The following is a 24,307-nucleotide window of genomic DNA, read 5'->3' on the forward strand; positions in this document are numbered from 1 at the left end:
GGGCGGTTCAGCGCTCGGGCGCCAGCAACACGTCGGCATCGAAGCAGCTGTGGTCGCCGGTGTGGCAGGCCCCGCCGACCTGGTCGACCGTCAACAGCACGGTGTCGCCGTCGCAGTCCAGCCGCACCGAATGGACATATTGGGTGTGGCCGGACGTCGCTCCCTTGATCCACTGCTGGCCGCGGGACCGTGAATAATAGGTTGCCTCACGGGTTTCCAGGGTCCGGGCCAGGGCGGCGTCGTCCATCCAGGCGACCATCAGCACGTCACCGCTGCCGCGCTCCTGCACCACGGCGGTAAAAAGGCCGTCGGCATTGCGCTTCAGCCGGGCGGCGATCCGGTGGTCGAGCGTCATCGCACCGTGATCCCTTCTGCAGCCATCGCGGCCTTCACCTGACCGATGGTCAGTTCCCGGAAGTGAAACACGCTGGCCGCCAACACCGCATCGGCGCCGGCCGCGATGGCGGGTGCGAAGTGTTCGGCCGCTCCCGCGCCACCGCTGGCGATGACCGGTACCGTGACCGCCGAGCGCACCGCCTGCAGCATCTCCAGGTCGAATCCGGCTTTGGTGCCGTCGGCGTCCATCGAGTTCAACAGGATCTCCCCGACCCCCAAATCCGCTCCGCGCGCTGCCCACTCGACCGCATCGAGCCCGGTGCCTTGGCGGCCGCCATGGGTGGTGACCTCCCAGCCCGACGGTGTCGGCACCGCGCCCGGCGGAACCGTGCGGGCATCGACGGACAGCACGATGCACTGAGAGCCGAACTGCCGCGCCATCTCGGCCAGCAGCTCGGGCCGGGCGATCGCGGCGGTGTTGATGGAAACCTTGTCGGCTCCGGCACGAAGCAAGACGTCGACGTCGGCCACGGTGCGCACCCCGCCGCCGACAGTCAGTGGAATGAAGACCTGCTCGGCGGTGCGGCGTACCACATCGAGCATGGTGGCCCGTCCCGATGAGGATGCGGTCACGTCGAGAAAGGTCAGCTCGTCGGCGCCTTCGGCGTCATAGGCGGCCGCGAGCTCCACGGGATCGCCGGCGTCCCGGAGGTTCTCGAAGTTGACGCCCTTGACCACCCGGCCGCCGTCGACGTCCAGGCACGGGATCACGCGCACAGCGAGGCCGTTGGGGGCAGGGGGCATGTCAGAAGTCCTCCGGTCGTCCGGTGGCGCGCAGGATCTCGAGGATCTCGGCGTGCGCGGCAGGAGCGGCCGCCAGCGCGGAATCCGATGTCGGCGTCCACGGCTCACCGGCCAGATCGGTGACGACGCCACCGGCGGCCCGAACCAGCGCGACCCCGGCGGCATGGTCCCACACGTGACCGCCGAAGCTTATTGCCGCACCAAGTATTCCGTCCGCAACGAAAGCAAGGTCGAGTCCGGTGGAGCCGTGCATCCGCAAACGCGACGAGACCCGGCTGAGGTTCTCCAACAACGCGATTCGATAGCGTCCGGGGAATCGGCCCCGCGCGTCCGCGCTGAACGACCCGGCGCCGACCAGGGTGTCGGCCAGGTCGATGGAGGTCAGCGGCGGCTGCGGCACGCCATTCTTGCGCAACGGACCGCCCGCCACCGCTGTGTAGCGCTGGTCCATGAACGGCAGCCAGGTCAGTCCGGCCACCGGTTCCCCGCGGCGCAGCAGGCCCAGCAGGATGCCGGCCATCGGCGATCCGGCCGCGTAGTTGAAGGTGCCGTCGACGGGATCCAGGACCCACACCCAAGGCGAGTCGACGGCAGAGCCGCCGAATTCTTCGCCGTGCACCCCGATCCCGGTGGCCTCGACCAGCGCGGCGACCACCTGCCGCTCGATCGCGAGGTCGACATCGGTGGCAAAGTCGTTGCCCTTCTTGCGGACCGCGGAATCGGCGCGGTGACCGGCGAGGAACGGCTCGACAGCGTCGTCGAGAATCGCCGACGCCTGCGCCACCAACGTGTCCACGTCCATGGGTGCTACTCCGCCACCGCGGCCAGCGCCTGGGGCAACGTGAATCGCCCCGCGTAGAGGGCCTTGCCGACGATGGCGCCCTCGACTCCGCGGTCCGTGAGGGTGGCGATGGCACGCAGGTCCTCGAGGCTGGACACGCCGCCGGAGGCGATCACCGGCGCGTCGGTACGTTCGGCGACGGACGCCAGCAAGTCCAGATTCGGACCGCCCAGCGTGCCGTCCTTGGTCACGTCGGTGACCACAAACCGCGAACACCCTTGCCCGTTAAGCCGTTCCAGCACTTCCCACAGGTCACCCCCGTCGGTTTCCCAGCCTCGCCCGCGCAGCCGGTGGTCACCGTCGACGATCTGCACGTCCAGACCCACGGCGACCTTGTCGCCGTGTTCGCCGATCGCCCGGGCGCACCACTGTGGGTTCTCGAGCGCCGCCGTGCCCAGGTTCACCCGGGCGCAGCCGGTGGCCAAGGCGGCGGCCAGCGAATCGTCGTCGCGAATCCCGCCGGACAGCTCCACCTGCACGTCGAGCTTGCCGACCACCTCGGCCAGCAGCTCGCGATTGGAGCCGCGCCCGAAGGCCGCGTCCAGGTCCACCAGGTGGATCCATTCGGCGCCGTCGCGCTGCCAGGTCAGCGCGGCGTCCAGCGCGGAGCCGTATTCGGTTTCACTGCCCGCCTTGCCCTGCACCAGACGCACGGCGCGGCCGTCGACCACGTCGACCGCGGGCAACAAGATCAACACATTTCCTCCTGTGTGCCGAGATTGCAACGGGTTACGTGCATCGCCGGCTGTTGCTCGGTAGAAAGCGCTTTCGCGAGGTCCCTCACAGTCCCTGGACCCAATTGCTCAACACGGCCGCACCGGCATCCCCGCTCTTCTCCGGATGGAATTGGGTGGCCGACAGCGGCCCGTCCTCGACCGCGGCCAGAAACGGGCCCTCGTGGGTGGCCCACGTCAGCACCGCCTCGGGGGAACCCTCCCATTGTTGCGCGGCGTAGGAGTGCACGAAGTAGAACCGGGTGTCGGCATCGAGCCCCTTGAACAGCACAGAGCCGGGCCCGGATTCGACGACGTTCCAGCCCATGTGCGGAATGACGGGCGCCTGCAGTCGCGTGACGTAACCCGGCCACTGACCGCATCCCTGCGTCTCCACACTGAATTCGACGCCGCGCGCGAACAGGATCTGCATGCCGACGCAGACGCCCAGCACCGGGCGAGCGGCGGCGACCCGCTCGGCGATGATGCGTTCGCCGCCGATGCCGCGTAGCCCGGTCATGCAGGCCTCGTAGGCGCCGACACCGGGCACCAGCAATCCGTCGGCCGCAGCCGCGGCATCGGCGTCGCCGGTCACCTCGACCGACGCGCCGACCCGCTCGAGGGCTCGCTGAGCCGACCGCAGGTTGCCCGAGCCGTAGTCGAGGACAACTACCTTTTTCGGGTGAATAAGTGCCGTCACAGAACCCCTTTGGTGGACGGCACGTCCGACACCCGGGGGTCGGACTCGACCGCCTGGCGCAACGCGCGGGCAACCGCCTTGTACTGGGCTTCGGTGATGTGGTGCGGGTCGCGCCCGTAAAGGACGCGCACATGCAGCGCGATGCGCGCGTTCATGGCCAGCGATTCGAACACGTGCCGGTTGATGACGGTGTGATAGGGCACCGAATTGCCGGCAATGGTGGTGTGCTGCAGGTGATCCGGCTCTCCGACGTGCACGCAGTAGGGCCGGCCGGATACGTCGACCGCCGCGTGGGCCAGCGTTTCATCCATCGGGATGAAGGCGTCACCGAACCGGCGGATGCCTCGCTTGTCGCCCAAAGCCTGGCCGAGCGCCTGCCCCAGCGCGATCGCGGTGTCCTCGATGGTGTGGTGGCCCTCGATTTCGACGTCGCCCTTGGTGCGCACGGTCAGGTCGAAGCTGGCGTGACTGCCCAGCGCCGTGAGCATGTGGTCATAGAACGGCACGCCGGTGTCGATGTCGACCTGGCCGGTGCCGTCGAGGTCGAGTTCGATGACGATGTCGGATTCCTTCGTGCGGCGCTCGATGCGCGCACGGCGGGTAGCGCTCGCTGTCACGGTGCTCCTAAGACATGGTCGCGACCCGCTTCGCCCGGCTTCGCCGCGCTCGCGATCGCTCCTACGGGACTGGGGGTAACTGGTGCCAGTTCGGTGGCGGCGATCTGGGCGCTCGCGCGCAGGAAGGCGTCGTTCTCCTCCGCCAGTCCGGTCGTGACGCGCAGGTAGCCGGGGATTCCGACGTCGCGGATCAGCACGCCGCCATCCAGGTAGCGCTGCCAGCTGGCCGGCGCATCGGTGAATTCGCCGAACAGGACGAAGTTCGCGTCGCTGGGGATCACCCGAAAACCCATGCCGGTCAGCGCGGTTGAGACGCGTTCGCGTTCAGCGATCAGTGTCGCGACACTGCCCAGCGTGTCATCGGCGTGCCGCAGCGCGGCGCGTGCGGCAGCCTGGGTGAGCACCGACAGGTGATACGGCAACCGCACCAGCAGCATCGCCTCGATCACCGCCGGGGTCGCGATCAAATAGCCCAGCCGGCCACCGGCGAACGCGAACGCCTTGCTCATGGTGCGCGAGACGATGAGCGTGGTCGGATACTCCCGCACCAGTTCGACCGCGCTGGGCTGCGAGGAGAATTCGCCGTAGGCTTCGTCGACGATCAGGATGCCGGGTACCGCGTCAAGCAACCGGCGCAGGTCGGGCAGCGAAACACTCTGCCCGGACGGGTTGTTCGGGCTGGCGACGAACACCACATCGGGGCGGCGCTCGGTGATCGCGGCCACGGCGGCGTCGACATCCAGGCTGAAGTCGTCGGCGCGGGCGGCCTGCAGCCATTCGGTGCGGGTGCCGTCGGAGATGATCGGGTGCATCGAGTAGGACGGGACGAACCCGATGGCGCTGCGTCCCGGACCCCCGAACGCCTGCAGCAGCTGTTGCAGGATCTCATTGGAACCATTTGCCGCCCAGATGTTTTCGACTCCCAGCTGAACGCCCGTCTGGGCGCTCAGGTAGGCGGCCAAATCGGTGCGCAGGGCCACCGCGTCGCGATCGGGATATCGGTGCAATTCGGCCGCGACCGCACTCGCCGACCGCACCACGTCGTCGACCAGCGCCTTGCTGGGGGGATGCGGGTTCTCGTTGGTGTTCAGCCGTACCGGGACGTCCAATTGCGGTGCGCCGTAGGGCGATTTGCCGCGCAGGTCATCGCGCAGCGGCAGGTCATCGAGCGTGGGCTCGGATCGTTCGCTCATCGCTCGAACCTCCGCCGCACCGCTTCGCCGTGTGAAGGCAGGTCTTCGGCCTCGGCGAGCGCGATCACATGCCCGGACACGTCTTTCAGGGCCGCCTCGGTGTAGTCCACGACGTGGATGCCACGCAGGAAGGTCTGCACGGACAGGCCGCTGGAATGCCGGGCGCTGCCGGCGGTCGGCAGCACGTGATTGGACCCGGCGCAGTAGTCACCCAGGCTCACCGGCGCATACGGGCCGACGAAAATGGCTCCGGCCGAACGGATGCGGCCGGCTATGGCGGCCGCGTCGACGGTCTGGATCTCCAGGTGTTCGGCGGCATAGGCGTTGACGACTTCGACTCCGGCATCCAGGTCGTCGACGAGGATGATAGCCGATTGGCGTCCGCCGAGCGCTGCCGTCACTCGTTCGCGATGCACGGTCGCCGGTAGCTGGACGGCCAGCTCGGCGTCGGTCGCGTCGGCCAGGTCCGCGCTCGGGGTGACCAGCACGCTGCCCGCCATCTCGTCATGCTCGGCCTGACTGATCAGGTCGGCGGCCACATGCGCCGGGTCGGCGGTGTGGTCGGCCAGGATGGCGATCTCCGTCGGGCCGGCTTCGGCGTCGATCCCGACGCGCGACCGGCACAGCCGCTTGGCGGCGGTGACGTAGATGTTGCCGGGTCCGGTGATCATGTCGACGGGCGCCAGGTCGGCGCCGTCGAGGTCGGTGCCGCCGTAGGCCAGCAGCGCGACCGCCTGCGCGCCGCCCACGGCCCACACCTCGCCGACCCCCAAGAGCCGGGCCGCGGCCAGGATCGTCGGGTGCGGCAGGCCGTCGAACTGGGCCTGCGGCGGGCTGGCCACCACCAGCGAGGCGACGCCGGCGGCCTGGGCCGGCACCACGTTCATCACCACGCTGGAGGGGTAGACGGCGTTGCCGCCGGGTACGTAGAGCCCCACCCGGTCGACCGGGACCCACCGCTCGGTGACGGTGGCGCCCGGGCCAAGGGTGGTGGTGACGTCGGCGCGACGCTGGTCGGCGTGTACGGCGCGGGTGCGTTCGATCATCACCCGCAGCGCGTCGGCCACGCCCGCGTCCAACTCGCTCATGGCCTTCTCGAGCGCGGCATCGGGCACTCGGACGGCCGGGGGCCGGACCCCGTCGAAGGTGGCTCCGAACTCCAAGGCGGCTTCGGCGCCGCGCTCGGCGACGGCCTGCACGATCGGCCGGACCTTGGGCAGCACCGTCTCCACATCGGCGCCGCCGCGCGGCAGCGCCGCCCGCAATCGGGCGGCCGTCAACCCCGCGCCCCGCAGGTCGATGCGGGCCATCGGCGACGGTTGGAGGGTGCTCACGGTGTCCATTGTCCCAGAGGAACTCAAGTCGATATCCGACCGGTACAGTGCCGGTATCGAGGCCATACCCCGCGTTGCCGACTCAGGGAGCCGCCATGTCCGCCAAGGATCATCCCAACAATGCCCCGGGCATCCCGATGGTCTTCCCGCCCTGGTTTGAGCGCTTCCAGATCAAATACTTCAACCCGGCGCTCAAGCCGATCGTGCGATACCTGCCCGGCACCGCGACGATCAAGCATCGTGGCCGCACCTCCGGCAAGCCCTACGAGACGATCGTGACCACGTATCGCAAGGGCAACACCCTGGCGATCGCGCTGGGCCACGGCAAGACGAACTGGGTGAAGAACGTGCTGGCCGCCGGCCAGGCGGACGTGCAACTCAGCCGCAATCGAACGGTGCACCTGATTAACCCGCGGATCCTGCCGGCCGGCTCGGACGGGGACGGCCTGCCGGGGATGGCACGCATGCAGCTGCGCCGGATCGGGGTATTCGTCGCCGACATCGCCTGAGGTCGTGAATTTCGGCGCGGCCTCGGGGCTATTGGCGTCGCCCATGCCCACTCGAGTGTGCGCTGGTGGCGTTGGGTGTGCCGCCACGGCGGCGACACACCGAGAAGTGCCGCCGACGACTCAGACGCAACGCCCACGATTCACACGCAACGCTGGCGCATCAGGCAGCGCACCGCGGCGAGCTACATATCGAGACCGATGTCGAGGACCCGCACCGAATGGGTCAGCGCGCCGACGGCCAGGTAATCGACGCCGGTCGCGGCGTAGGCGGCCGCGTTCTCCAGGCTGAGCCCACCCGACGATTCGAGCAGCACGGCAGGCGCGCGCGCGTCGCGGCGCTGCACGGCCATCTGCGTCTGCCACACCGGGAAGTTGTCCAGCAGGACCAGCTCGGGCTTTTCCGGCAGCACCTCGTCCAGCTGCTCGAGTGAGTCCACTTCCACCTCGCAGGGCAGATCCGGTGCCGCGTCGCGCACCGCCCGCAGCGCGCCGACCACCGAGCCCGCGGCCACCACGTGGTTGTCCTTGATCAAGGCCGCGTCGCCGAGTCCCAGCCGGTGGTTCACGCCGCCCCCGACCCGGACGGCGTATTTCTGCAAGACGCGCATGCCGGGCAGGGTTTTGCGGGTGTCGCGCACCTTGGCCTTGGTGCCGTGCACGGCGGCCACCCAGTGCGCGGTCGCGGTGGCGATCCCGGACAGGTGGCAGATGAGGTTCAGCATGGTCCGCTCCGCGGTCAGCAGGCCGCGGGTCTCGGCTCGCAACGTCAGCGCCGGCTGGCCCGGCTCCAGGAGGGTCCCGTCCTCGACGCGGTCGACCACCTCGTAGCCGCGGGGACCGAGCACCTCGTCCAGCACCAGCAGAGCGATGTCGATGCCGGCGATCACGCCGGGCTCGCGCGGCACCATGAACGCGGTCGCAATCGTTTCGGCGGGCACCGTCGCCAGGGTGGTGACGTCTGGGCCGTAACGCAGATCCTCTTCCAGACCGCGCTTGATGGTTTCGCGCGCCGCGGTCAGTTCACAGTCGGACATCGTGGTCATACGACCGCCGCCAGCGCCTCCACCAGCACCGAGCTCTGGTCGTCGGCCAGGCGCAGCACGTTGCTGCGACCCAGCTCGGACGCGGTCCGCGGGTATTCCTCACGGTGGTGGCAGCCCCGGCTCTCGGTCCGGGCCAGGGCTGCGGCCGTGACCGCGCGGGCGGCGACGGCCAGCGCGACATCCTCGAAGTCGCGGCGGCCGGACACCGGGCGGATCGGCGCCCGTGTCAGCGCGGTGGACAGCCGGGTCAGCCCGGCGGCGTCGCGCACCACCGAGGCTTCACGGCTCATTGCGCGCTGCAGCTCGGCGCGCTCGGGTGCGGTGGGCACGACCGGCTCGGGCGCGACGGCGCGCACCTGCCCGGTCGTTGCGGCGTGCGTGGCCGCCAATTTGCCGGCCCGCCCGCCGACCACCAAACCTTCCAGCAGGCTGTTGGACGCCAGCCGGTTGGCGCCGTGCAGTCCGGTGCGTGCCACCTCCCCCGCGGCGAACAACCCGGGCAGCTCGGTTTGCCCGTACACATCGGTGACGATGCCGCCACAGCTGTAATGCGCCCCGGGCACAACCGGGATGGGTTGCCGAACCGGATCGATGCCTGCGGCGCGGCACGCGGCCGTCACCGTCGGGAACCGGTCGGCGAAGTCGCCGATGTGGCGCGCGTCGAGGAAGACGCAGGCATCGCCTGTGGCCTTCAACCGCGCGTCGATGGCCGCGGCGACGACGTCGCGGGGCGCCAGGTCACCCATCGGGTGAACCCCGGCGGTCACCGAATCACCGTGCCGGTCAATCAGTTTCGCGCCCTCGCCGCGGATGGCCTCGGTGACCAGGGGACGCCGCCCGCTGGCGGCATCGGCGGCGAAGAGCATCGTGGGGTGGAACTGGATGAACTCGAGATCGCTCACGGCGACACCGGCCCACAGGCCCAGCGCGACTCCGTCGCCGGTGGAGCCCTCGGGATTGGTGGTCGCTCCGTACAGGTGCCCGAGGCCGCCGGAGGCCAGGATCACCGAGGGCGCGCTGATGATTCCGCACCCGTTCGCGGTGCCGACCAGGACCCCGGTCACCGCGGCGCCGTCGTGCAGAATCCGCAGCGCGAGATGGCCGGTGCGGATGTCCAGCGTGCGCGCGGCATGGTCGAGGGCGCGCTGCACTTCCGCGCCGGTGGCGTCGCCGCCGGCATGCACGATGCGGCGCCGGGAGTGTCCACCCTCGCGGGTCAGCGCCCATCTGCCGGGCCTCGATTCGTCGAATCGTGCTCCGTCGTTGACCAATTCGGCGACCGCCGCGTATCCGTCGGCGACGATCGAGTAGACCGCCTCGGGATCGCACAGGCCGGCACCCGCGACCACGGTGTCGGCGACATGGGCTTCCACCGAGTCGTCATTGTCGGGCAGCACTACCGCGATGCCGCCCTGCGCGTAGTGCGTCGCGGTCGCCCCGCGAGCGTGATCGGCCTTGCTCAGCACCACGACGCTGCGCCCGGCGCGATGGGCCGCCAGCGCGGCGGCCAGTCCGGCGACGCCGGTGCCGATGACGACGACGTCTGCGCTGTGCGTCCACCGGGGGCGGGCGTTCATTCGCCACCGCCCGGCTGTCCGATTTCGATCATTCGCTGCACGCTGCGCCGGCCGGCGGCGGCGACATCGGGGTCGACATCGACTTCGTCGGCCCCCTCCACGAGGCAGCGCAGCAGCGCGGCCGGGGTGATCATCTTCATGTACTTGCAGGAGGCCCGGTCGTTGACCGCGCGGAAGTCGACTTGCGGTGCGGCCCGGCGCAATTGGTACAGCATGCCGACCTCGGTGGCGACCAGCACTTTGCGCGCGTCGGTCTGGTTGGCGGCCTGAAGCATGCCGCCGGTGGACAGGATCTTCACCCGGTCCGGCGGGAATGCACCCTCGCCCGCGAGATACAGCGCCGAAGTGGCACAACCACATTCGGGGTGCACGAAGAGCTCGGCATCGGGATTGGCGCGGGCCTGGTCGTTCAGTTCGTCGCCGTTGATCCCGGCATGCACGTGGCATTCGCCCGCCCACACATGGAGGTTCTCGCGACCGGTCATCCGGCGCACGTGGGCGCCGAGGAATTGATCCGGGCAGAACAGCACCTCGCGGTCCGGGTCGATGGACTCGACGACCTCGACCGCGTTCGACGAGGTGCAGCAGATGTCGGTCAGCGCCTTGACCGCCGCCGTGGTGTTGACATAGGAAACGACGACCGCGCCGGGGTGCTCGCCCTTCCAGGCGCGCAAGTCGTCGGCGGTGATGGAATCGGCCAGCGAGCAGCCGGCGCGCTGGTCCGGGATGAGCACCGTCTTGTCGGGGCTCAGAATCTTTGCGGTCTCGGCCATGAAATGCACGCCGCAGAACACGATGGTGTCCTCGGCCGCCTCGGCGGCGATGCGCGACAGCGCCAGCGAGTCGCCCACGTGGTCGGCGACGTCCTGGATCTCGGGCAACTGGTAGTTGTGCGCCAGCACGGTGGCGCCACGCAGCTTGGCCAGGCGACGGATTTCGGCGGCCCATTGCTCATCACCTGCCACACCGGCGTATCCGGTGGGTGAATTCGTGATGTCGGCAACCATGCTTTCGGCGAGCGTGTCCATGCGATTTATCACCGTCATGGCGGCTCCTTTCGGCCCAGGAGGTTTTCGACTTATAATCGAAAACATGGCCCATGGTAGCACCGCGCATGAAGTGCTCGCGGTCGTGTTCCAGGTTCGCGGAGTGGCCGGACAGGTTACAAAGGGACGCCACACGGCGAAACCGCAGCTGAACGTGCTGTTATGGCAGCGCGCCAGGGAGCCGCAACAGGGCAAGTGGTCGCTACCGGGCGGGCAGCTGCGCGACGAAGAGGACATGATCACCTCCGTCCGGCGGCAACTCGCCGAGAAGGTGGACCTCAAAGAGTTGGCTCACCTGGAACAGCTCGCGGTGTTCTCCGACCCGCGCCGGGTGCCGGACACCCGGGCGATCGCGTCGACCTTCCTGGGCCTGGTGCCCTCCCCCGCCAGCCCCGAACTGCCGCCCGACACCCGCTGGCATCCGGTGAACGCCCTGCCGCCGATGGCCTTCGACCACGGTCAAATGGTGAACAACGCCCGGACCCGGCTGATTGCCAAGCTGTCCTATACCAACATCGGCTTTGCCTTGGCGCCAAGGGAATTCGCGCTTTCCACGCTGCGCGACATCTACGGCGCCGCCTTGGGCTATCAGGTCGACGCGACGAACCTGCAGCGAGTGCTGGCCCGGCGCGGCGTGATCACGGCGACCGGCACCATCGCACAATCCGGTCGCAGCGGCGGACGTCCGGCCGCACTGTATCGGTTCACCGATGCGGCGTTGCGGGTGACCGACGAGTTCGCCGCGCTCAAGCCACCGGGTTTGCCAGGCTAGGCTGGTGGGAAAGCGTCGTCGGGCGGCGCGGGGGCAATTCGACTTCACTAGGTCTCTGACCTGGCCAATATGACGAGAAGTCGCGCACACTGCGGCGATTGCGTTTTGGTTACCTGCCTTTCGTGCGCGAGAATGCCGGGTGGCCACGAAGGGAGCCTCAATGGCTGAGCTCGGCAACTTGGCAGGCACGCACGGAGCGGAATGGATCGCCCGGCCGCCACACGAGGAACTGCAGCACAAGGTGCGTCCCCTGCTGCCCTCGGACGACCCGTTCTACCAGCCGCCGCTGGGCTTCCAGCACGCCGAGCCCGGCACCGTGCTCCGCTCGCGCGACGTCGAGCTGGCATTCCTCGGGCTGATCCCGCAACCCATGAAGGCCGTCCAGCTGCTCTACCGGACCATGGACATGAACGGCGAGCCGGAGGCCACCGCCACGACGGTGATCGTCCCCGCCGACCTGGCACCGGGCCAGTCGTGCCCGTTGCTGTCGTATCAGTGCGCGATCGACGCCGTCTCGTCGCGCTGTTTTCCCTCCTACGCGCTGCGCCGTCGGGCGAAGGCGCTGGGCGCCATCGGCCAGTTCGAGCTTTTCCTGATTACCGCCGCAGTCGCCGAGGGGTGGGCCGTCTCGGTGCCCGACCACGAGGGGTTGCGGGGCCTGTGGGGCGCGCCGTACGAACCCGGCTACCGCGTCCTGGACGGGATCCGGGCCGCGCGGAGCTCGGAGCGCCTGAACCTTTCTTCCTCGGCCCCCGTCGGGCTGTGGGGGTACTCCGGTGGCGGACTGGCCAGCGCGTGGGCCGCCGAGATGTGCGCCGAATACGCGCCCGAACTCGACGTCGTCGGGGCGGTGCTGGGCTCACCGGTCGGGGACCTCGGTAACACTTTCCGCCGGCTCAACGGCAGCTTATTGTCCGGGCTTCCCGCCTTGGTGGTGGCCGCGCTCGCCCACATCTACCCCGATCTGGACCGGGTGATCCGGGAGCACACCAACGAGGAGGGGCGCGCCCTGCTCGACTCGCTGGAGAAGATGACGACGGTGGAAGCCGTGGTGCGGATGGCCGGCAAGAACATGGGCGACTACCTCGACGAGCCGCTCGAGCAGATCCTGTCCACCCCGGAAGTCACCTACGTCTTCGACCACATCAAGCTGGGCGCCGCGGTCCCGACCCCGCCGGTGCTGATCGTGCAAGCGGTGCACGACTACCTGATCGATGTGCACGATATCGACGTGCTCGCCGACGCGTATTCCGCCGGCGGCGCCCACGTCACCTACCATCGCGACGCCTTCAACGAGCACATGATGCTGCATCCTCTGTCGGCGCCCATGGCCCTGCGCTGGCTGACGGATCGCTTCGAAAGTCGGCCGCTGACCGAACACCTGATCCGGACCACGTGGCCGACGATGTTCAACCCGATGACCTACGTCGGGATGGCGCGCCTGATGAAGATCGCGGCAAAGGTCGTCACGGGCCGCAGGATCGGCCGTCGTCCGCTATGACGTGGGCGCTTCCGCGGCGCCTCCGCCCCCAACCGACAGCGCTTCGGAAGGCCTAGGCTGCGGCGGAAGCGCACCCAGGTCGTCGCGGGCGTCCGCGGCCGCACGCACGGCGTAGATCAGGGCCGCGATACCGGCCGGCCATAACAGGGTCACCGCGATCAGCAGCGGGCCGTCCGAAAAGAACACCGGCGGCGCCTGCACGACATACGCGACCGACGGGCTTTTCGTCAGCGGCACCGCATCGAAGTTCAGGGCGCCGTACCTCAGCCGAACCAGCCCCGCCCCGACCGCCGAGGCCGCGGCGGCCGCCGCCACCATGCCGCTCGACAATGCGACCACCATTGCCGGCCCGCGGTGCTCGCGCCACTGCCACACCCCGACCGAGGCCACCGCCGCCAGCACGGTCAGCAGCCCCAGCATCAGGGCCGGCGCGACGAAGAACAGCTCGGACTCGTTGCCCAGATAGTCATGCACGCGCTCACCCGAGCGGGTGAGCGCCACCACGGCGTGGATCGGGGGGGCGATCCACGCCCACACGCCACCAAGCACCACACCGGTGAGCGCCGACCCCAGGACGACGACCAGGAGCGCTCGCGTTCGGGAAGCGGCGACATCCACAGCCTGCGACTCGGCCGGCTCGGTCACCGCTGTGTCTCCAGATCGCCGGAATCGACCTCACCGTGCCGCGAGCAGCGCGCCCGCCAGCCATCGGGGCGAACCTGCACCACCATCCGGCGCCCGCACGCCGCGCAGAACCGGGGAGGCTCGAGACCCAACTCAGCCGCTGTCGGCACTGAGGTGCCCCCCAATTCCCCGGTGTAGACGTTGTAGACGCCCGCACTCACCGCAGCGCCCGGATCGCCAACCACAAGTCTCCAACCCTAGCCGCGACAGCCGGCCTACAAGCTGGCGTTGAGCCCCTTGAGGGGCATCTGCAGATCGTCAAGCAATTCCAGGTCGGATTCGGCCGGACGACCCAGCGTGGTCAGGTAGTTGCCCACGATCACGGCGTTGATGCCGCCCAGGATGCCCTGCTTGGCGCCCAGATCCCCCAGCGTGATCTCGCGGCCACCGGCGAACCGCAGCATGGTGCGAGGCAACGCCAGACGGAAGGCGGCCACCGATTTCAGCGCCTCGCTGGCCGGCATGACCTCCAGGTCGCCGAACGGGGTTCCGGGCCGCGGGTTGAGGAAGTTCAGCGGCACCTCGTCGGGGCCGAGTTCGGCCAGCTCGGCGGCGAACTCCGCGCGCTGCTCGAGGGTCTCACCCATGCCGAGGATGCCGCCGCAGCAGACCTCCATGCCGGCGTCACGGACCATCGACAGCGTCTCCCAACGCTCCTCCCAGCTGTGGGTGGTCACGACGTTGGTGAAGTACGAGCGGGCGGTCTCGAGGTTGTGGTTGTAGCGGTGCACGCCCATCTCGGAGAGCTGCTCGACCTGCTCGGCGGTCAGCATCCCCAGCGAGCAGGCGATATTGATCTCCACCTCGTTGCGGATCGCCTCGATACCGGCGGCGACCTGGGCCAACAGCCGCTCGTCGGGGCCGCGCACCGCCGCCACGATGCAGAATTCGGTGGCGCCGGACTTGGCGGTCTGTTTGGCCGCCTCGACCAGGCTCGGAATGTCCAGCCGGGCGCTGCGCACCGGCGACGCGAACAGCCCCGACTGCGAGCAGAAGTGGCAGTCCTCCGGGCAGCCGCCGGTCTTCAGGCTGATGATGCCCTCGACCTCGACCTCGGGTCCGCACCAGCGCATCCGCACCTCGTGCGCCAGCGCCAGCAGTTCATCGAGCCGGTCGTCGGACAGCTGCAGCACCCGCAACACCTGCTCCCGGCGCAATCCCTTGCCGCCCTCCAGCACCTGCTGCCGGGCCACGGCCAAGATGTCCTCGTCGTTGCCGGTCTCGGCCGTCGGTCGAGTTGCCGCTTGCGTCACCAGGTACTCCCTGCCTCTTTTTGGTGTCCGCACGTGGGGACACACCTGCCACGTGGTGATGGCAGCCCGAATGAAAAGTGTTCAAAGTAGGGTAACGGCCGAAGTACACGACCTACCTACGGGTATACGACCATGGTGACTCCGCACGTCGAAATCCTGGCCCACCACTACCTGCTGTTGGCGGCGCCGGCGTTCCTGCCTGCGGTGATCGTGGTAGGGGTGATCCTGTACATCGCACTGCGCGACCGCCGCGAGGGCCGCAACGCCACGCGTTCGGTAACCGACGCCTCCCATTCCGACACGCCGGACAAAAAGCGTGATTGACGAGCCCTGCATCGGGGCATTAAACAAACAATCACGAGGCTACTTGGCAGTAATAAGCGGTTGACATCTATCGGATCCTCCGGGGCAGCCCGGCGCGGTTGGGAGGCACGACGATGCGGTCGAACGAACTGACGATTGTTGCTGAGGCACCGGCACGCGGTGCGGGGCTGAATCAGGTGATCGGGCTATCGATCGCCGCGGTGGTGATCACGCTGCTTTTGCTTTGGGTGGGTTACGCGCATCGCACCCATCGCAGTCACTGGTTGACCCGCGTCGCCGACAAGGTCGGCGATAAATTCCACCGGCCCGGCTGGGTCGCCCTGCCGGTGCTGGTGTTCACCACGTCCATCATCTGCGCGTTGTTCGGTTTCATCTGGGACGTCAGCTGGCATATCGGCAACGGCCGCGACCCCGGGCCGCTGGCCAACCCGGCCCACTACTTCATCATCATCGGTTTGTTCGGAATCTTCCTTGGGGGAATGACGGCGGTCGTGCTCCCGTTCGACCAGCCCGGTCCGGCGGCGGTGCGCATCACGCAGAACTGGCACGCACCCGTGGGCGGCGTGCTGATGGCCGGTTGTGGGCTGTACGCGATGATCGGATTCCCGCTCGACGACATTTGGCACCGCATCTTCGGCCAAGACGTAACCCTCTGGGGGCCAACGCATTTGATGATGATCGGCGGTGCCTGCTTTTCGTTGTTCGCGGTGCTGATGCTCGAACGCGAGGGTGAGGCCGAAGAAGGCGAGGGCGTCTACCATGGCGCGTTCATCACCTTCCTGCGGTACCTGTCCTTTGGCGGACTGTTCATCGGGTTGTCGGTGTACCAGATCGAATACGACTTCGGCGTTCCGCAATTCCGCCTGGTGCTGCAGCCCATGCTGATCGCCGGCGCGGCGGCCCTGGCGGCGGTCGCCGCCCGCACCACCATGGGGCGGGGGGCGGCCCTGATCGCGGCCGTCTTCGCCATTGCCCTGCGCGGCGGGGTCGCCTTGCTGGTCGGCCCGATATTGGGGGCGCCGATCAACTGGTTCCCGCTGTACCTGGGCCCCGCGCTGGCGGTCGAGCTGATCGCCCTGACTCCGCTGTTCAAGCGCCCCATCCTGTTCGGCGCCGTCGCCGGGCTCGGGGTGGGCACGGTCGGCCTGTGGCTGGAGTCGCTGTGGATCGTGGCGGTGTACCACTACCCCTGGCCGATCAGCATGTGGGGTGAGGCCCTGGCCATGGCCGTGCCGGTAGCGGTCCTGATGGGCATGTGCGGCGCGATGTTCGGCATGGTGCTGACCGGACAGCGGCTCCCGGGGCGCGCCGTCGGCATCTCGGTGGTCGTCGCCACCGTGCTGGTGATCGGCGGCGCGGTCGCCAACGGCTTGCACATCGTCGTGCCAGGCCAGAACAACGCCACCGTCACGTTGACCGACCTGCCCAGTGCACCGGGGCAGCGCATGGTGTCGGCCGACGTCCAACTCCTACCCGCCGACATGGTCAGCGACAATCCGGACTGGCTGACGATCCTGTCCTGGCAGGGGCGCATGAATAACGACCGCGGCCTGGTCATCGACCGGCTCGCGAAGATCGGGCCCGGGCATTACCGCTCCACTCAACCGGTTCCGGTGTGGGGGGAATGGAAGACCCTGCTCCGAGTGCAGGACGGCCGGACGATGACGGCCGTGCCGATTTGGGAACCGGCCGACGCCGCCATTCCGGCCCCCGAGGTTCCCGCGCTGGCATCGAGCACGCGGCCGTTCGTCCTGGAGGTCACCATCCTGCAGCGCGAACGCGACCAGAGTGCGCCGGCCTGGTTGTTCACCGCGGGCGGGATCGTGGTGCTGTTCCTGACGCTGATGGTGATCGCGGCATTGACCTGGGGCGCCGGCCGGCTCAACAACTCCCTCGCCGAACCGGAACCGGTGGAAGACAAGCAACCGATTCCGCGGGCGGCGTAGGACGATGTCATTTCGAGGCACCCTGGCTGCCGCGTGGGCGGCGTCGCTGGTCTGCGGCCTGGTCGCGTGCGGCGGCTCGACCAGTAAGTCTCCGGCGGCACCGCTGACGATCGACGTGACCATCGCCAAGGGGCAGGTCACTCCGACCAATGCCACGCTGCAGGCCAAGGTGCATCAGCAGATCACCCTGCACGTGACCAGCGACGCCACCGACGAGCTGCACGTGCATTCGACACCCGACCATAAGTTTCAGGTCGCGGCCGCACCCAACCAGACGTTCGGATTCGCCGTCGACGTTCCCGGCAACGTCGCGATGGAGCTGCACCATCTGGACCGCACCATCGCAACCATCCAAGTGCAGTCGTGAGCTCCGCCGCCGCGGCGGTGGTGCTCGCGCACGGTCTGGGTGGGTCGGGTGACCTCCCGGTGCCCTACGCCTACGCGATGGTCGGGGCGGCTTGGGCACTGACCTTCACCTTCGCCCTGGTGGCGTTCGCGTGGCGGCGGCCACGATTCGATCCGCTCAAGCCGGGCCGGCCCTTGCCGGCGGCGCTGACGACGCTGGTCGACTCCCGGGTGACGCGGTGGTCGGCGGCGCTGGTGGCCCTGGTGTTCGCGGCGTGGGCGGTGGCCGCCGGGGTGTGGGGTCCCGAATCGGAGTCCAACGCACTTCTCGGCGCGTTCTACGTGCTGCTGTGGGTGGGGCTGGTGGCGCTGTCATTAGTCATCGGGCCGGTGTGGCGGGTGCTGTCGCCGATGCGCACGGTGTATCTGCTGCTGCGTCGCGTCGCCCCGGACCGGTTCGGCCGGCCCCGACTGTCCTACCCCGAGGGCTGGGGTTATCGGCCCGCCGCGTTCGGCCTGTTCGCGTTCGTCTGGATGGAGCTGGCCAGCCCCAACTCGGCGTCGCTGCCGTGGGTCAGGGCGTGGATAGCCGTTTACGCCGTGCTGATGCTGGTCGGCGCCTGGCTGTGCGGGCAGCGCTGGCTGGCCCGTGCCGACCCGTTCGGCGTGTACAGCGTGGCAGTGTCGCGGCTCTCGCCGTTTCGGCGCAACCGGGAGACCGGCAAGATCGTCGTCGGGAACCCGCTCGACCATCTGCCGTCGCTGCCGGTCCGGCCCGGTGTCGTGGTGCTGCTGGCGGTGCTGCTGGGCTCGACGGCGTTCGACAGTTTCTCGGCGTCGCCGACGTGGCGCGGCTTGTCCGATCAGCTCACCCGTGAATTCGGCGCTCCACCGGCATTGGCGTCGTCGGTGCTGCGGACGGCCGGACTGATCGTTTTCATTTGCGTTGTGGCAGTGACCTTTTCACTCGCGGCACGCGCCACCGGCGGGGTCACCGCGGAGCAGCGCCGCGACTTGCCCGGCCAGATGGCGCATTCGTTGATCCCGATCGTGGTGGGCTACATCTTCGCCCACTACCTGTCCTACCTGGTGGAACGTGGACAGCAGGCGGTCTTCGCGCTGGCCGACCCGTTCGGGCACGGGTGGAATCTGCTCGGCCTGGCGCACCTGCACGTGGCCTACGTGTTGTCCATGCACCCTCCGGTGCTGGCCGCGGTCAAGGTGACGTGCGTGGTCACCGGGCACATCGTCGCGGTGATCGCGGCCCACGACAAAGCGCTGCGGCTGCTGCCCGCCGGCCATCAGCTCACCGGGCAGCTGACGATGATGCTGGTGATGGTCGGCTACACTTTCACCGGTTTGTACCTGCTCTTTGGGGGCTAGCCGCTGATCAGGTGCTCCACCTTCTTGTTGCCGTCCCAGCGGCGCAAACTCGCGAAGCTGCCGTCGATTTGGGTCGGCCGGCCCGCGATGCGCAATGCCCGCCCGAGTTGGGCTCCGCCGACGCGGCGCGCCAGCGTGACGTGCGCGGTCCACTGACCGGGCAGGCTGTTGGGCATCGGAGCGGGCTTCAGGTGGGGGGCGCACACCCGATGCACCTGGGCGTGCAGGGCCAACAGCTCGCCGGTGGGCACCACCAGCCGCGCGAAAACCGCACTGGCGCGACCGAATAACACCGGCGCACCGATGCGGCAGCGCAGCGGCAGCTGCTCGCTCACGGGGCGCAGCAGCTCGTCGACGTCGGCGGTGATGCCTTCGGCGACGGCCAGCGTCACGTGCGGCCGGCTGGCGAACGCCTGACTGGGAATTCCCGCCGCGGCCAACGCTTCCCAGAGGTGCCGGATCGCCACCTCGGTGTCGCGGTCGAAGACCAGCTCGATGGAGTGGACCATCAGGCCACCAGCGAGGTGACCCAGTCGCGGTCGAATGCGCTGGCGCACAACGTCGCGAACGCGGCGGTGTCCAGCGACGCCGCCCCCTCCGGCAGCGCGGCGCGCACCGCGGCCAGCCGGGCCAGCGCGGACAGGTTGGTCGTCTCTACCACCCCGGGTCGCCGGGGCCAGCTGCCGATGACCAGGCCCGCACACGAAAGCCCCTGTGCGGCAATCGATTCCAGAGTCAGCGCGGTGTGGTTCAGGGTGCCGAGCGACGGGCTGACCACCACCAGCACCGCGGCGCCCAGCGCGGCGGCGAGATCGCGTGCGGTGACACCGTTTTCGCCCAGTTCGACCAGCAGCCCCCCGGCGCCCTCGACCAACGTCAGCCGCCGCGGCCGGTCCAGCTGCCCGATGAGCGCCAGCAGCTGCTCGCGGGTGGGCAGCGGCATTCCGGCCGCATCGGCGGCGGCCACCGGCGCCAGGGGCTGCGGATAGCGGCCGTACCCGGCCAGCTCGCTCACCCCGGACAACCGGGCCACCTCGGCGAGGTCGTCGTCGCCGATCTCGGTGCCGGTCTGGACCGGTTTGCAGACCGCGACGTCGAGGCCGGCCTGACGGGCGTGACAGGCCAGCGCCGCGGTAGCGACCGTCTTGCCGACCCCGGTGTCGGTGCCGGTGACGACAAGAACCGTCACCGGCGCGCCTCAGCCAAGCTTGACGAGCACATCGGCCAGCACGCGGCGCGCGACCTCCAGCTCGGCGTCGTCCAGCGACGCGCGTGCGGTCAGCCGCAGCCGCGACGTCCCGGCCGGCACGGTCGGGGGCCGAAAGCAGCCCACCCGCACGCCGGCATCCAGACAGGCGGTCGCGGCGGCCAGCGCCGCGTCCGGGTCGCCAATGATCACCGACACCACCGCCGACTGCGGCACCTCGGGTACGCCGCAGACCTCGGCCAGGATGCCGGCGTGGCGCAGCACCGCGCCCGCCCGCCAAGGCTCGGACCGCAGCACCGCCAGCGCGGCCCGCGCGGCGCCCACGGCCGCCGGGGCCAGGCCGGTGTCGAAGATGAACGTCCGCGCCGCGTCGATGAGATGGGCGCGCACCGATGCCGGCCCGAGCACCGCACCGCCCTGACTGCCCAGCGCCTTGGACAGCGTGGTGGTCATGACCACGTCGGGCGCACCGGCCAGCCCGGCCTCGTGCACCAGCCCGCGCCCGCCGCCGCGCACCCCCAGACCGTGCGCCTCGTCGACGATGAGCAGGGCATGGTGACGACGGCACGCCTCGTGCAGTTCGCGCAGCGGCGCGAGCGCGCCGTCGGTGGAGAACACCGACTCGGTGATGACGACCGCGCGCTCCTCGTCACGCGCCCGCAGCGCCGCCTCCACGGCGCCGACGTCGCGATGCGGCGTCACCGCCACCCGCGCTCGCGACAGCCGGCAGGCATCCACCAATGACGCGTGCGAATGCTCGTCGGAGACCAGCAGCGTACCCCTGCCCGACAACCCGACGACGGCGCCCAAATTGGCGGCGTAGCCCGAGGAGAAGAGCAGTCCGGCTGCCGCGCCGACGTAGTCGGCCAGCTCGGACTCGAACTGCTGGTGCAACTCGGTGTCGCCGGTAACCAGCCGGGAACCGGTCGCCCCGGCACCCCACATGCGCAGCGCGGCGATCCCGCCATCGATCACGTCGGGGTGTTGCGAGAGCCCGAGGTAGTCGTTGGAGGCCAGATCCAGCTCGGTGGCGACCGCGGGACGCGGCCGCAGCGAGCGGCGCAGCCCGGCCTCGCGGCGCTGCCGCTCCACGGCTTCAAGCCAGGCGAGCGGGGAGACCTCGATCGGTGCCTTCATCGGCGTTCAGCCTACGAGGCGGGCGACCTGCACCATCGCCGAGGTGATCTGGGCGATCTCGTCGGGCGTGCAGATGTAGGGCGGCATCGCGTAGACGAGGTTGCGGAACGGGCGCAGCCAGACGCCCCCGTCCAGCGCCGCGGGGGTGGCCACTGCCAGGTCGACGGGGCTTTCGCATTCGATGACGCCGATGGCGCCGCACACCCGTACGTCGCTGACGCCGGGCAGCGCCCGCGCCGGCTCGAGCCCGGCCGCCAGGCCGGCGCCGATCTCGCCGACCCGCGCCCGCCAGTCCTGCCCGAGCAGCACCTCGACGCTGGCCACCGACACCGCGCAGGCCAACGCGTTCGCCATGAACGTGGGGCCGTGCATCAGCGCTCCGGCCTGGCCACCGCTGATGGTGTGGGCGATGTCGGCCGTGCACAAGGTCGCGGCCAGCGTCAGATACCCTCCGGTCAGCGCCTTGCCAACGCACATGATGTCCGGGCTCACGCCGGCGTGGTCGGCGGCGAACAGCTCGCCGGTGCGCCCGAAGCCCGTGGCGATCTCGTCGAAAATCAGCAGCACGTCGTGCCGCCGGCAGATGTCGCGCAGGTCGCGCAGGTAGCGCGGGTCGTGAAAGCGCATGCCGCCGGCGCCCTGCACGACGGGCTCGACGACGACGGCGGCCAGCTCGGCGGCGTGCCGGACCAGTAACTCCTCGAAGGCCGCGCTGTAGCCGGCGTCGTAGCGCCTCGGCACCTGCGGGGCGAACACCTGCTTGGCCAGGATGTCGGTCCACAGCGAATGCATGCCGCCGTCGGGGTCGCAGACACTCATCGGGGTGAAGGTGTCGCCGTGGTACCCCCCTCGCCAGGTCATCAGCCGGTGCTTGCCGGGAAGGTCGCGGCTGCGCCAGTACTGCAGCGCCATCTTGACCGCCACCTCAACCGACACCGACCCGGAGTCGCTGAAGAACACCGTCTCCAGTCCCGCCGGGGTGATGTCGACCAGCAGTTGGGCCAGGCGCGCCGCGGGTTCGTGGGTCAGGCCCCCGAACATGACGTGGTTCATGGCGCCGAGCTGGGCGGACAGGGCCGCATCCAGCACCGGGTGGCCGTGGCCATGGATCGCGGTCCACCAGGAGCTCATGGCGTCGAGCGCCTCGACGGGCTTGCCGTCGCGGATCAGCGTGAGCCACGCGCCGCGGGCACCGACCGCCACCACGGGCGCGACGGATTCGGCGCCGATGGTGCTGTAGGGATGCCAGAGGTGCGCGGCGTCGAGCGCGCTGATCTGATCGGGCGTCAGGCCGGCCTTCGCCGCGGGCATAGTCATCGAGCGTAAAGCAGCCGATTCGCGCAAAACTCCGACGTCGGGAAGCATGGAATGTCATGGCCACGCCGCAGCAGCCCGACAGCGCAGCGCCCGGAGCCGAAGCCGGGCCCGCGCCGGGGCCGGGCTGGTCCCGGGACACCAACTACCCGCTGGTGGAGTACGACGACGAAGCGCCCCGCGTGCTGCGCGTGCGGGTGGCGCCCTGGGACATCATCTGCACCGTCGCCTTGCTGGTCCTGCTCGCGGTGCTCGCCACGGCGACGACCTGGCCGACCCGGCTTTTCGGCTTCCTAGCGAACGTCTGCGAGGACGAGACCTGCGGACCGGTTCCCTACGGGCTCGACCTGTACATTCACCCGGTCGTGTGGGGCGGCATCGGTGCGGCGATGGCCGCGGCGGTCATCGGGCCGGTTGTTTCCCTGCTGAAGGGCTGGTACATGTCCTTCTGGCCGGTGCTGGCGCTGGCGCTGGTGATGGTCAGCTCTATTGCCGGATCGCTGTTGACGATGTTCAGCGAACGCTACTGGCTCTGATCGCCCCGCCGCCGGCCTCCGGCGGGCGTGCGGCTGACTGAGACCGAAATCACAACTGCGCATACGGGATTGGGCGCGCCAGTCACCGTCCGGTCACGGTACGACAAAAAATCCCGTGTGGACCTGGCGGCTAACACCATCTGTTGTCAAAGTGGCTTGTGTGACTGATGTGAATACAGCGGCCTGACGCTGATTCACTTCGCATGTGCCATGGACGGCGTCCGGCCCCAGCGTGGGGGCCTCGCTTGGTTCATGAACCGGGGGCGGACGCGCGAAGTCACCGCGCCGAGGCCATTGAGCGCCTGAGAGGCCAGGAAAAATGAAACGCATCTACGCCTTCGCGATCGGCTTGGCCCTGCTCGGGGCGCCGATGGTGGTTCCCACCATCGCGACCGCCGACCCGGGCGCCAGGTCGATGGACTACCAGCAGGCCACCGACGTGGTGGTCGCCCGCGGTCTGTCGCAGCGCGGTGTGCCGTTCTCCTGGGCCGGTGGCGGCGTCAACGGCCCCACCCGCGGCACCGGCACCGGCATCAACACGGTCGGTTTCGACGCTTCCGGGCTGATGCAGTACGCCTACGCCGGCGCCGGCATCAAGCTGCCGCGGTCGTCGGGCGCCATCTACCGGGTCGGCCAGAAAATCGTGCCGCAGCAGGCCCGGAAGGGTGACCTGATCTTCTACGGCCCCGAGGGCACGCAGAGCGTCGCGATGTACCTGGGCAACAACCAGATGCTCGAGGTCGGCGACGTCGTGCAGGTCTCTCCGGTGCGCGCCAACGGCATGACGCCCTACATGGTCCGGGTTCTCGGTGTCTCCGCGCCGGCGCAGCAGGCGCCGCTGCAGCAAGCGCCACAGCAGACACCTCAGCAGCTGCCCGCCCAGCAAGCGCCACAGCAGCTGCCCGCTCAGCAGGCCCCCCAGCAGCTGCCCACCCAGCAGGCCCCCCTCCAGCAGTCGCCGTACCAGCAGACGCCACAGCAGCTGCCCGCCCAGCAGGCACCTCTGCAGCAGGCACCTCTGCAGCAGGCACCGCTGCAGCAGGCACCGCTGCAGCAGTCGCCGTACCAGCAGGCCCCGGTGCAGCAGCTGCCCACCCAGCAGTCGCCGCTGCAACCCACAGGCGCCGGCATCGGCAGGTAATTTCCCGGTCCCTTCCCGACCGTCCGACGCCCGCCATCTGGCCCCCGCCGC

General features: G+C 69.3%; 27 protein-coding genes. 9 read left to right on the forward strand and 18 right to left on the reverse strand.

The window, feature by feature from the left end; translation table 11 throughout:
- Positions 1-7 precede the first annotated feature (7 nt).
- The 8 genes from hisI to hisD form a co-directional block, all read right to left on the reverse strand.
- Positions 8-355, reverse strand: a complete 348-nt coding sequence (gene hisI, locus AC5Y4H_RS19150; RefSeq protein WP_499984046.1) for a phosphoribosyl-AMP cyclohydrolase — start codon at positions 353-355, stop codon at positions 8-10.
- Positions 352-1,140 (reverse strand): imidazole glycerol phosphate synthase subunit HisF, encoded by a 789-nt coding sequence (gene hisF, locus AC5Y4H_RS19155; protein WP_499984047.1) that lies wholly within the window; start codon positions 1,138-1,140, stop codon positions 352-354. Before hisF ends, hisI begins: the two co-directional genes overlap by 4 nt.
- Before the next feature lies 1 nt (position 1,141).
- The gene (locus tag AC5Y4H_RS19160; protein WP_499984049.1) at positions 1,142-1,942 is read right to left on the reverse strand and encodes an inositol monophosphatase family protein; all 801 of its coding nucleotides are present in this window, start codon (positions 1,940-1,942) and stop codon (positions 1,142-1,144) included.
- A 5-nt stretch (positions 1,943-1,947) separates the two neighbouring features.
- Positions 1,948-2,679, reverse strand: coding sequence for a bifunctional 1-(5-phosphoribosyl)-5-((5-phosphoribosylamino)methylideneamino)imidazole-4-carboxamide isomerase/phosphoribosylanthranilate isomerase PriA (priA, locus tag AC5Y4H_RS19165; protein ID WP_499984050.1), 732 nt, complete (start codon positions 2,677-2,679; stop codon positions 1,948-1,950).
- An 82-nt stretch (positions 2,680-2,761) separates the two neighbouring features.
- Positions 2,762-3,382: an imidazole glycerol phosphate synthase subunit HisH gene (gene hisH, locus AC5Y4H_RS19170; protein WP_499984142.1), complete on the reverse strand. Its 621-nt coding sequence runs from the start codon at positions 3,380-3,382 to the stop codon at positions 2,762-2,764.
- Between the two features lie 8 nt (positions 3,383-3,390).
- Entirely contained in the window at positions 3,391-4,011 is a 621-nt protein-coding gene (gene hisB, locus AC5Y4H_RS19175; RefSeq protein ID WP_499984052.1) for an imidazoleglycerol-phosphate dehydratase HisB, read from the reverse strand.
- Positions 4,008-5,204, reverse strand: coding sequence for a histidinol-phosphate transaminase (locus tag AC5Y4H_RS19180; RefSeq protein ID WP_499984053.1), 1,197 nt, complete (start codon positions 5,202-5,204; stop codon positions 4,008-4,010). The genes hisB and AC5Y4H_RS19180 overlap by 4 nt, the downstream gene beginning before the upstream one ends.
- Positions 5,201-6,547: a histidinol dehydrogenase gene (gene hisD, locus AC5Y4H_RS19185; protein ID WP_499984055.1), complete on the reverse strand. Its 1,347-nt coding sequence runs from the start codon at positions 6,545-6,547 to the stop codon at positions 5,201-5,203. The genes AC5Y4H_RS19180 and hisD overlap by 4 nt, the downstream gene beginning before the upstream one ends.
- An 86-nt stretch (positions 6,548-6,633) precedes the next feature.
- On the opposite strand from hisD, the gene AC5Y4H_RS19190 reads away from it, so the two are divergent.
- Positions 6,634-7,047 (forward strand): nitroreductase family deazaflavin-dependent oxidoreductase, encoded by a 414-nt coding sequence (locus AC5Y4H_RS19190; protein WP_499984056.1) that lies wholly within the window; start codon positions 6,634-6,636, stop codon positions 7,045-7,047.
- A gap of 182 nt (positions 7,048-7,229) precedes the next feature.
- Here AC5Y4H_RS19190 and nadC read toward each other — a convergent pair whose 3' ends face one another.
- The 3 genes from nadC to nadA are packed head-to-tail and all read right to left on the reverse strand — an operon-like array spanning position 7,230 to position 10,713.
- Complete coding sequence (gene nadC / locus AC5Y4H_RS19195; RefSeq protein ID WP_499984058.1) at positions 7,230-8,090, reverse strand: carboxylating nicotinate-nucleotide diphosphorylase; 861 nt, start codon at positions 8,088-8,090, stop codon at positions 7,230-7,232.
- Positions 8,087-9,667: an L-aspartate oxidase gene (locus AC5Y4H_RS19200; RefSeq protein ID WP_499984059.1), complete on the reverse strand. Its 1,581-nt coding sequence runs from the start codon at positions 9,665-9,667 to the stop codon at positions 8,087-8,089. Before AC5Y4H_RS19200 ends, nadC begins: the two co-directional genes overlap by 4 nt.
- On the reverse strand, positions 9,664-10,713 hold the full coding sequence (gene nadA / locus AC5Y4H_RS19205) for a quinolinate synthase NadA (RefSeq protein WP_499984061.1): 1,050 nt from the start codon (positions 10,711-10,713) through the stop codon (positions 9,664-9,666). Before nadA ends, AC5Y4H_RS19200 begins: the two co-directional genes overlap by 4 nt.
- 46 nt (positions 10,714-10,759) lie before the next feature.
- On the opposite strand from nadA, the gene AC5Y4H_RS19210 reads away from it, so the two are divergent.
- Positions 10,760-11,485, forward strand: coding sequence for an NUDIX hydrolase (locus tag AC5Y4H_RS19210; RefSeq protein WP_499984062.1), 726 nt, complete (start codon positions 10,760-10,762; stop codon positions 11,483-11,485).
- A gap of 160 nt (positions 11,486-11,645) precedes the next feature.
- Entirely contained in the window at positions 11,646-12,986 is a 1,341-nt protein-coding gene (locus AC5Y4H_RS19215; RefSeq protein ID WP_499984063.1) for a lipase family protein, read from the forward strand.
- On the opposite strand, the gene AC5Y4H_RS19220 is transcribed toward AC5Y4H_RS19215, so the two are convergent.
- From AC5Y4H_RS19220 to bioB, 3 genes are read right to left on the reverse strand one after another with little or no spacing between them, the layout of a single operon-like run.
- Entirely contained in the window at positions 12,981-13,631 is a 651-nt protein-coding gene (locus tag AC5Y4H_RS19220) for a DUF2567 domain-containing protein (protein WP_499984065.1), read from the reverse strand. The genes AC5Y4H_RS19215 and AC5Y4H_RS19220 overlap by 6 nt on opposite strands.
- Complete coding sequence (gene bsaP, locus AC5Y4H_RS19225) at positions 13,628-13,855, reverse strand: biotin synthase auxiliary protein BsaP (RefSeq protein WP_499984066.1); 228 nt, start codon at positions 13,853-13,855, stop codon at positions 13,628-13,630. The genes AC5Y4H_RS19220 and bsaP overlap by 4 nt, the downstream gene beginning before the upstream one ends.
- A gap of 30 nt (positions 13,856-13,885) precedes the next feature.
- On the reverse strand, positions 13,886-14,923 hold the full coding sequence (gene bioB / locus AC5Y4H_RS19230) for a biotin synthase BioB (RefSeq protein WP_499984068.1): 1,038 nt from the start codon (positions 14,921-14,923) through the stop codon (positions 13,886-13,888).
- A 132-nt stretch (positions 14,924-15,055) separates the two neighbouring features.
- Here bioB and AC5Y4H_RS19235 point away from each other — a divergent pair, with 132 nt between their 5' ends.
- The 4 genes from AC5Y4H_RS19235 (at position 15,056) to AC5Y4H_RS19250 (ending at position 18,921) form a co-directional block, all read left to right on the forward strand.
- The gene (locus AC5Y4H_RS19235) at positions 15,056-15,247 is read left to right on the forward strand and encodes a hypothetical protein (protein WP_499984069.1); all 192 of its coding nucleotides are present in this window, start codon (positions 15,056-15,058) and stop codon (positions 15,245-15,247) included.
- Between the two features lie 113 nt (positions 15,248-15,360).
- Positions 15,361-17,193, forward strand: a complete 1,833-nt coding sequence (locus tag AC5Y4H_RS19240) for a hypothetical protein (protein ID WP_499984070.1) — start codon at positions 15,361-15,363, stop codon at positions 17,191-17,193.
- A gap of 4 nt (positions 17,194-17,197) precedes the next feature.
- Positions 17,198-17,560, forward strand: coding sequence for a hypothetical protein (locus tag AC5Y4H_RS19245; RefSeq protein ID WP_499984071.1), 363 nt, complete (start codon positions 17,198-17,200; stop codon positions 17,558-17,560).
- The gene (locus AC5Y4H_RS19250) at positions 17,557-18,921 is read left to right on the forward strand and encodes a hypothetical protein (RefSeq protein WP_499984072.1); all 1,365 of its coding nucleotides are present in this window, start codon (positions 17,557-17,559) and stop codon (positions 18,919-18,921) included. The genes AC5Y4H_RS19245 and AC5Y4H_RS19250 overlap by 4 nt, the downstream gene beginning before the upstream one ends.
- On the opposite strand, the gene AC5Y4H_RS19255 is transcribed toward AC5Y4H_RS19250, so the two are convergent.
- Genes AC5Y4H_RS19255 through AC5Y4H_RS19270 form a run of 4 tightly spaced genes read right to left on the reverse strand, consistent with a single transcriptional unit; the run spans position 18,918 to position 22,576 of the window.
- The gene (locus AC5Y4H_RS19255; RefSeq protein WP_499984073.1) at positions 18,918-19,430 is read right to left on the reverse strand and encodes a 2'-5' RNA ligase family protein; all 513 of its coding nucleotides are present in this window, start codon (positions 19,428-19,430) and stop codon (positions 18,918-18,920) included. The two genes, AC5Y4H_RS19250 and AC5Y4H_RS19255, sit on opposite strands and share 4 nt — an antisense overlap.
- Positions 19,430-20,110 carry a dethiobiotin synthase gene (gene bioD, locus AC5Y4H_RS19260; protein ID WP_499984075.1) on the reverse strand — a complete coding sequence of 227 codons (681 nt, stop codon included), beginning with the start codon at positions 20,108-20,110 and terminating at the stop codon, positions 19,430-19,432. Before bioD ends, AC5Y4H_RS19255 begins: the two co-directional genes overlap by 1 nt.
- Before the next feature lie 9 nt (positions 20,111-20,119).
- The gene (locus AC5Y4H_RS19265) at positions 20,120-21,265 is read right to left on the reverse strand and encodes an 8-amino-7-oxononanoate synthase (protein WP_499984076.1); all 1,146 of its coding nucleotides are present in this window, start codon (positions 21,263-21,265) and stop codon (positions 20,120-20,122) included.
- A 6-nt stretch (positions 21,266-21,271) separates the two neighbouring features.
- On the reverse strand, positions 21,272-22,576 hold the full coding sequence (locus AC5Y4H_RS19270; RefSeq protein ID WP_499984078.1) for an adenosylmethionine--8-amino-7-oxononanoate transaminase: 1,305 nt from the start codon (positions 22,574-22,576) through the stop codon (positions 21,272-21,274).
- A gap of 62 nt (positions 22,577-22,638) precedes the next feature.
- On the opposite strand from AC5Y4H_RS19270, the gene AC5Y4H_RS19275 reads away from it, so the two are divergent.
- Entirely contained in the window at positions 22,639-23,115 is a 477-nt protein-coding gene (locus tag AC5Y4H_RS19275) for a hypothetical protein (RefSeq protein WP_499984079.1), read from the forward strand.
- Positions 23,116-23,434: 319 nt separating this feature from the next.
- The gene (ripD, locus tag AC5Y4H_RS19280) at positions 23,435-24,256 is read left to right on the forward strand and encodes an NlpC/P60 family peptidoglycan-binding protein RipD (protein ID WP_499984080.1); all 822 of its coding nucleotides are present in this window, start codon (positions 23,435-23,437) and stop codon (positions 24,254-24,256) included.
- The last annotated feature ends 51 nt before the right edge of the window (positions 24,257-24,307 follow it).

It is taken from the genome of Mycobacterium sp. NGS58 (genome assembly GCF_059812385.1).

Bases quoted from the DNA above. Each gene is read 5' to 3' on its own strand.
- hisI (WP_499984046.1), bottom strand. From the start codon at position 355: ATGACGCTCGACCACCGGATCGCCGCCCGGCTGAAGCGCAATGCCGAC.
- hisF (WP_499984047.1), bottom strand. From the start codon at position 1,140: ATGCCCCCTGCCCCCAACGGCCTCGCTGTGCGCGTGATCCCGTGCCTG.
- AC5Y4H_RS19160 (WP_499984049.1), bottom strand. From the start codon at position 1,942: ATGGACGTGGACACGTTGGTGGCGCAGGCGTCGGCGATTCTCGACGAC.
- AC5Y4H_RS19180 (WP_499984053.1), bottom strand. From the start codon at position 5,204: ATGAGCGAACGATCCGAGCCCACGCTCGATGACCTGCCGCTGCGCGAT.
- hisD (WP_499984055.1), bottom strand. From the start codon at position 6,547: ATGGACACCGTGAGCACCCTCCAACCGTCGCCGATGGCCCGCATCGAC.
- AC5Y4H_RS19190 (WP_499984056.1), top strand. From the start codon at position 6,634: ATGTCCGCCAAGGATCATCCCAACAATGCCCCGGGCATCCCGATGGTC.
- nadC (WP_499984058.1), bottom strand. From the start codon at position 8,090: ATGACCACGATGTCCGACTGTGAACTGACCGCGGCGCGCGAAACCATC.
- AC5Y4H_RS19200 (WP_499984059.1), bottom strand. From the start codon at position 9,667: ATGAACGCCCGCCCCCGGTGGACGCACAGCGCAGACGTCGTCGTCATC.
- nadA (WP_499984061.1), bottom strand. From the start codon at position 10,713: ATGACGGTGATAAATCGCATGGACACGCTCGCCGAAAGCATGGTTGCC.
- AC5Y4H_RS19210 (WP_499984062.1), top strand. From the start codon at position 10,760: ATGGCCCATGGTAGCACCGCGCATGAAGTGCTCGCGGTCGTGTTCCAG.
- AC5Y4H_RS19215 (WP_499984063.1), top strand. From the start codon at position 11,646: ATGGCTGAGCTCGGCAACTTGGCAGGCACGCACGGAGCGGAATGGATC.
- AC5Y4H_RS19235 (WP_499984069.1), top strand. From the start codon at position 15,056: ATGGTGACTCCGCACGTCGAAATCCTGGCCCACCACTACCTGCTGTTG.
- AC5Y4H_RS19240 (WP_499984070.1), top strand. From the start codon at position 15,361: ATGCGGTCGAACGAACTGACGATTGTTGCTGAGGCACCGGCACGCGGT.
- AC5Y4H_RS19245 (WP_499984071.1), top strand. From the start codon at position 17,198: ATGTCATTTCGAGGCACCCTGGCTGCCGCGTGGGCGGCGTCGCTGGTC.
- AC5Y4H_RS19255 (WP_499984073.1), bottom strand. From the start codon at position 19,430: ATGGTCCACTCCATCGAGCTGGTCTTCGACCGCGACACCGAGGTGGCG.
- AC5Y4H_RS19265 (WP_499984076.1), bottom strand. From the start codon at position 21,265: ATGAAGGCACCGATCGAGGTCTCCCCGCTCGCCTGGCTTGAAGCCGTG.
- AC5Y4H_RS19270 (WP_499984078.1), bottom strand. From the start codon at position 22,576: ATGCCCGCGGCGAAGGCCGGCCTGACGCCCGATCAGATCAGCGCGCTC.
- AC5Y4H_RS19275 (WP_499984079.1), top strand. From the start codon at position 22,639: ATGGCCACGCCGCAGCAGCCCGACAGCGCAGCGCCCGGAGCCGAAGCC.
- ripD (WP_499984080.1), top strand. From the start codon at position 23,435: ATGAAACGCATCTACGCCTTCGCGATCGGCTTGGCCCTGCTCGGGGCG.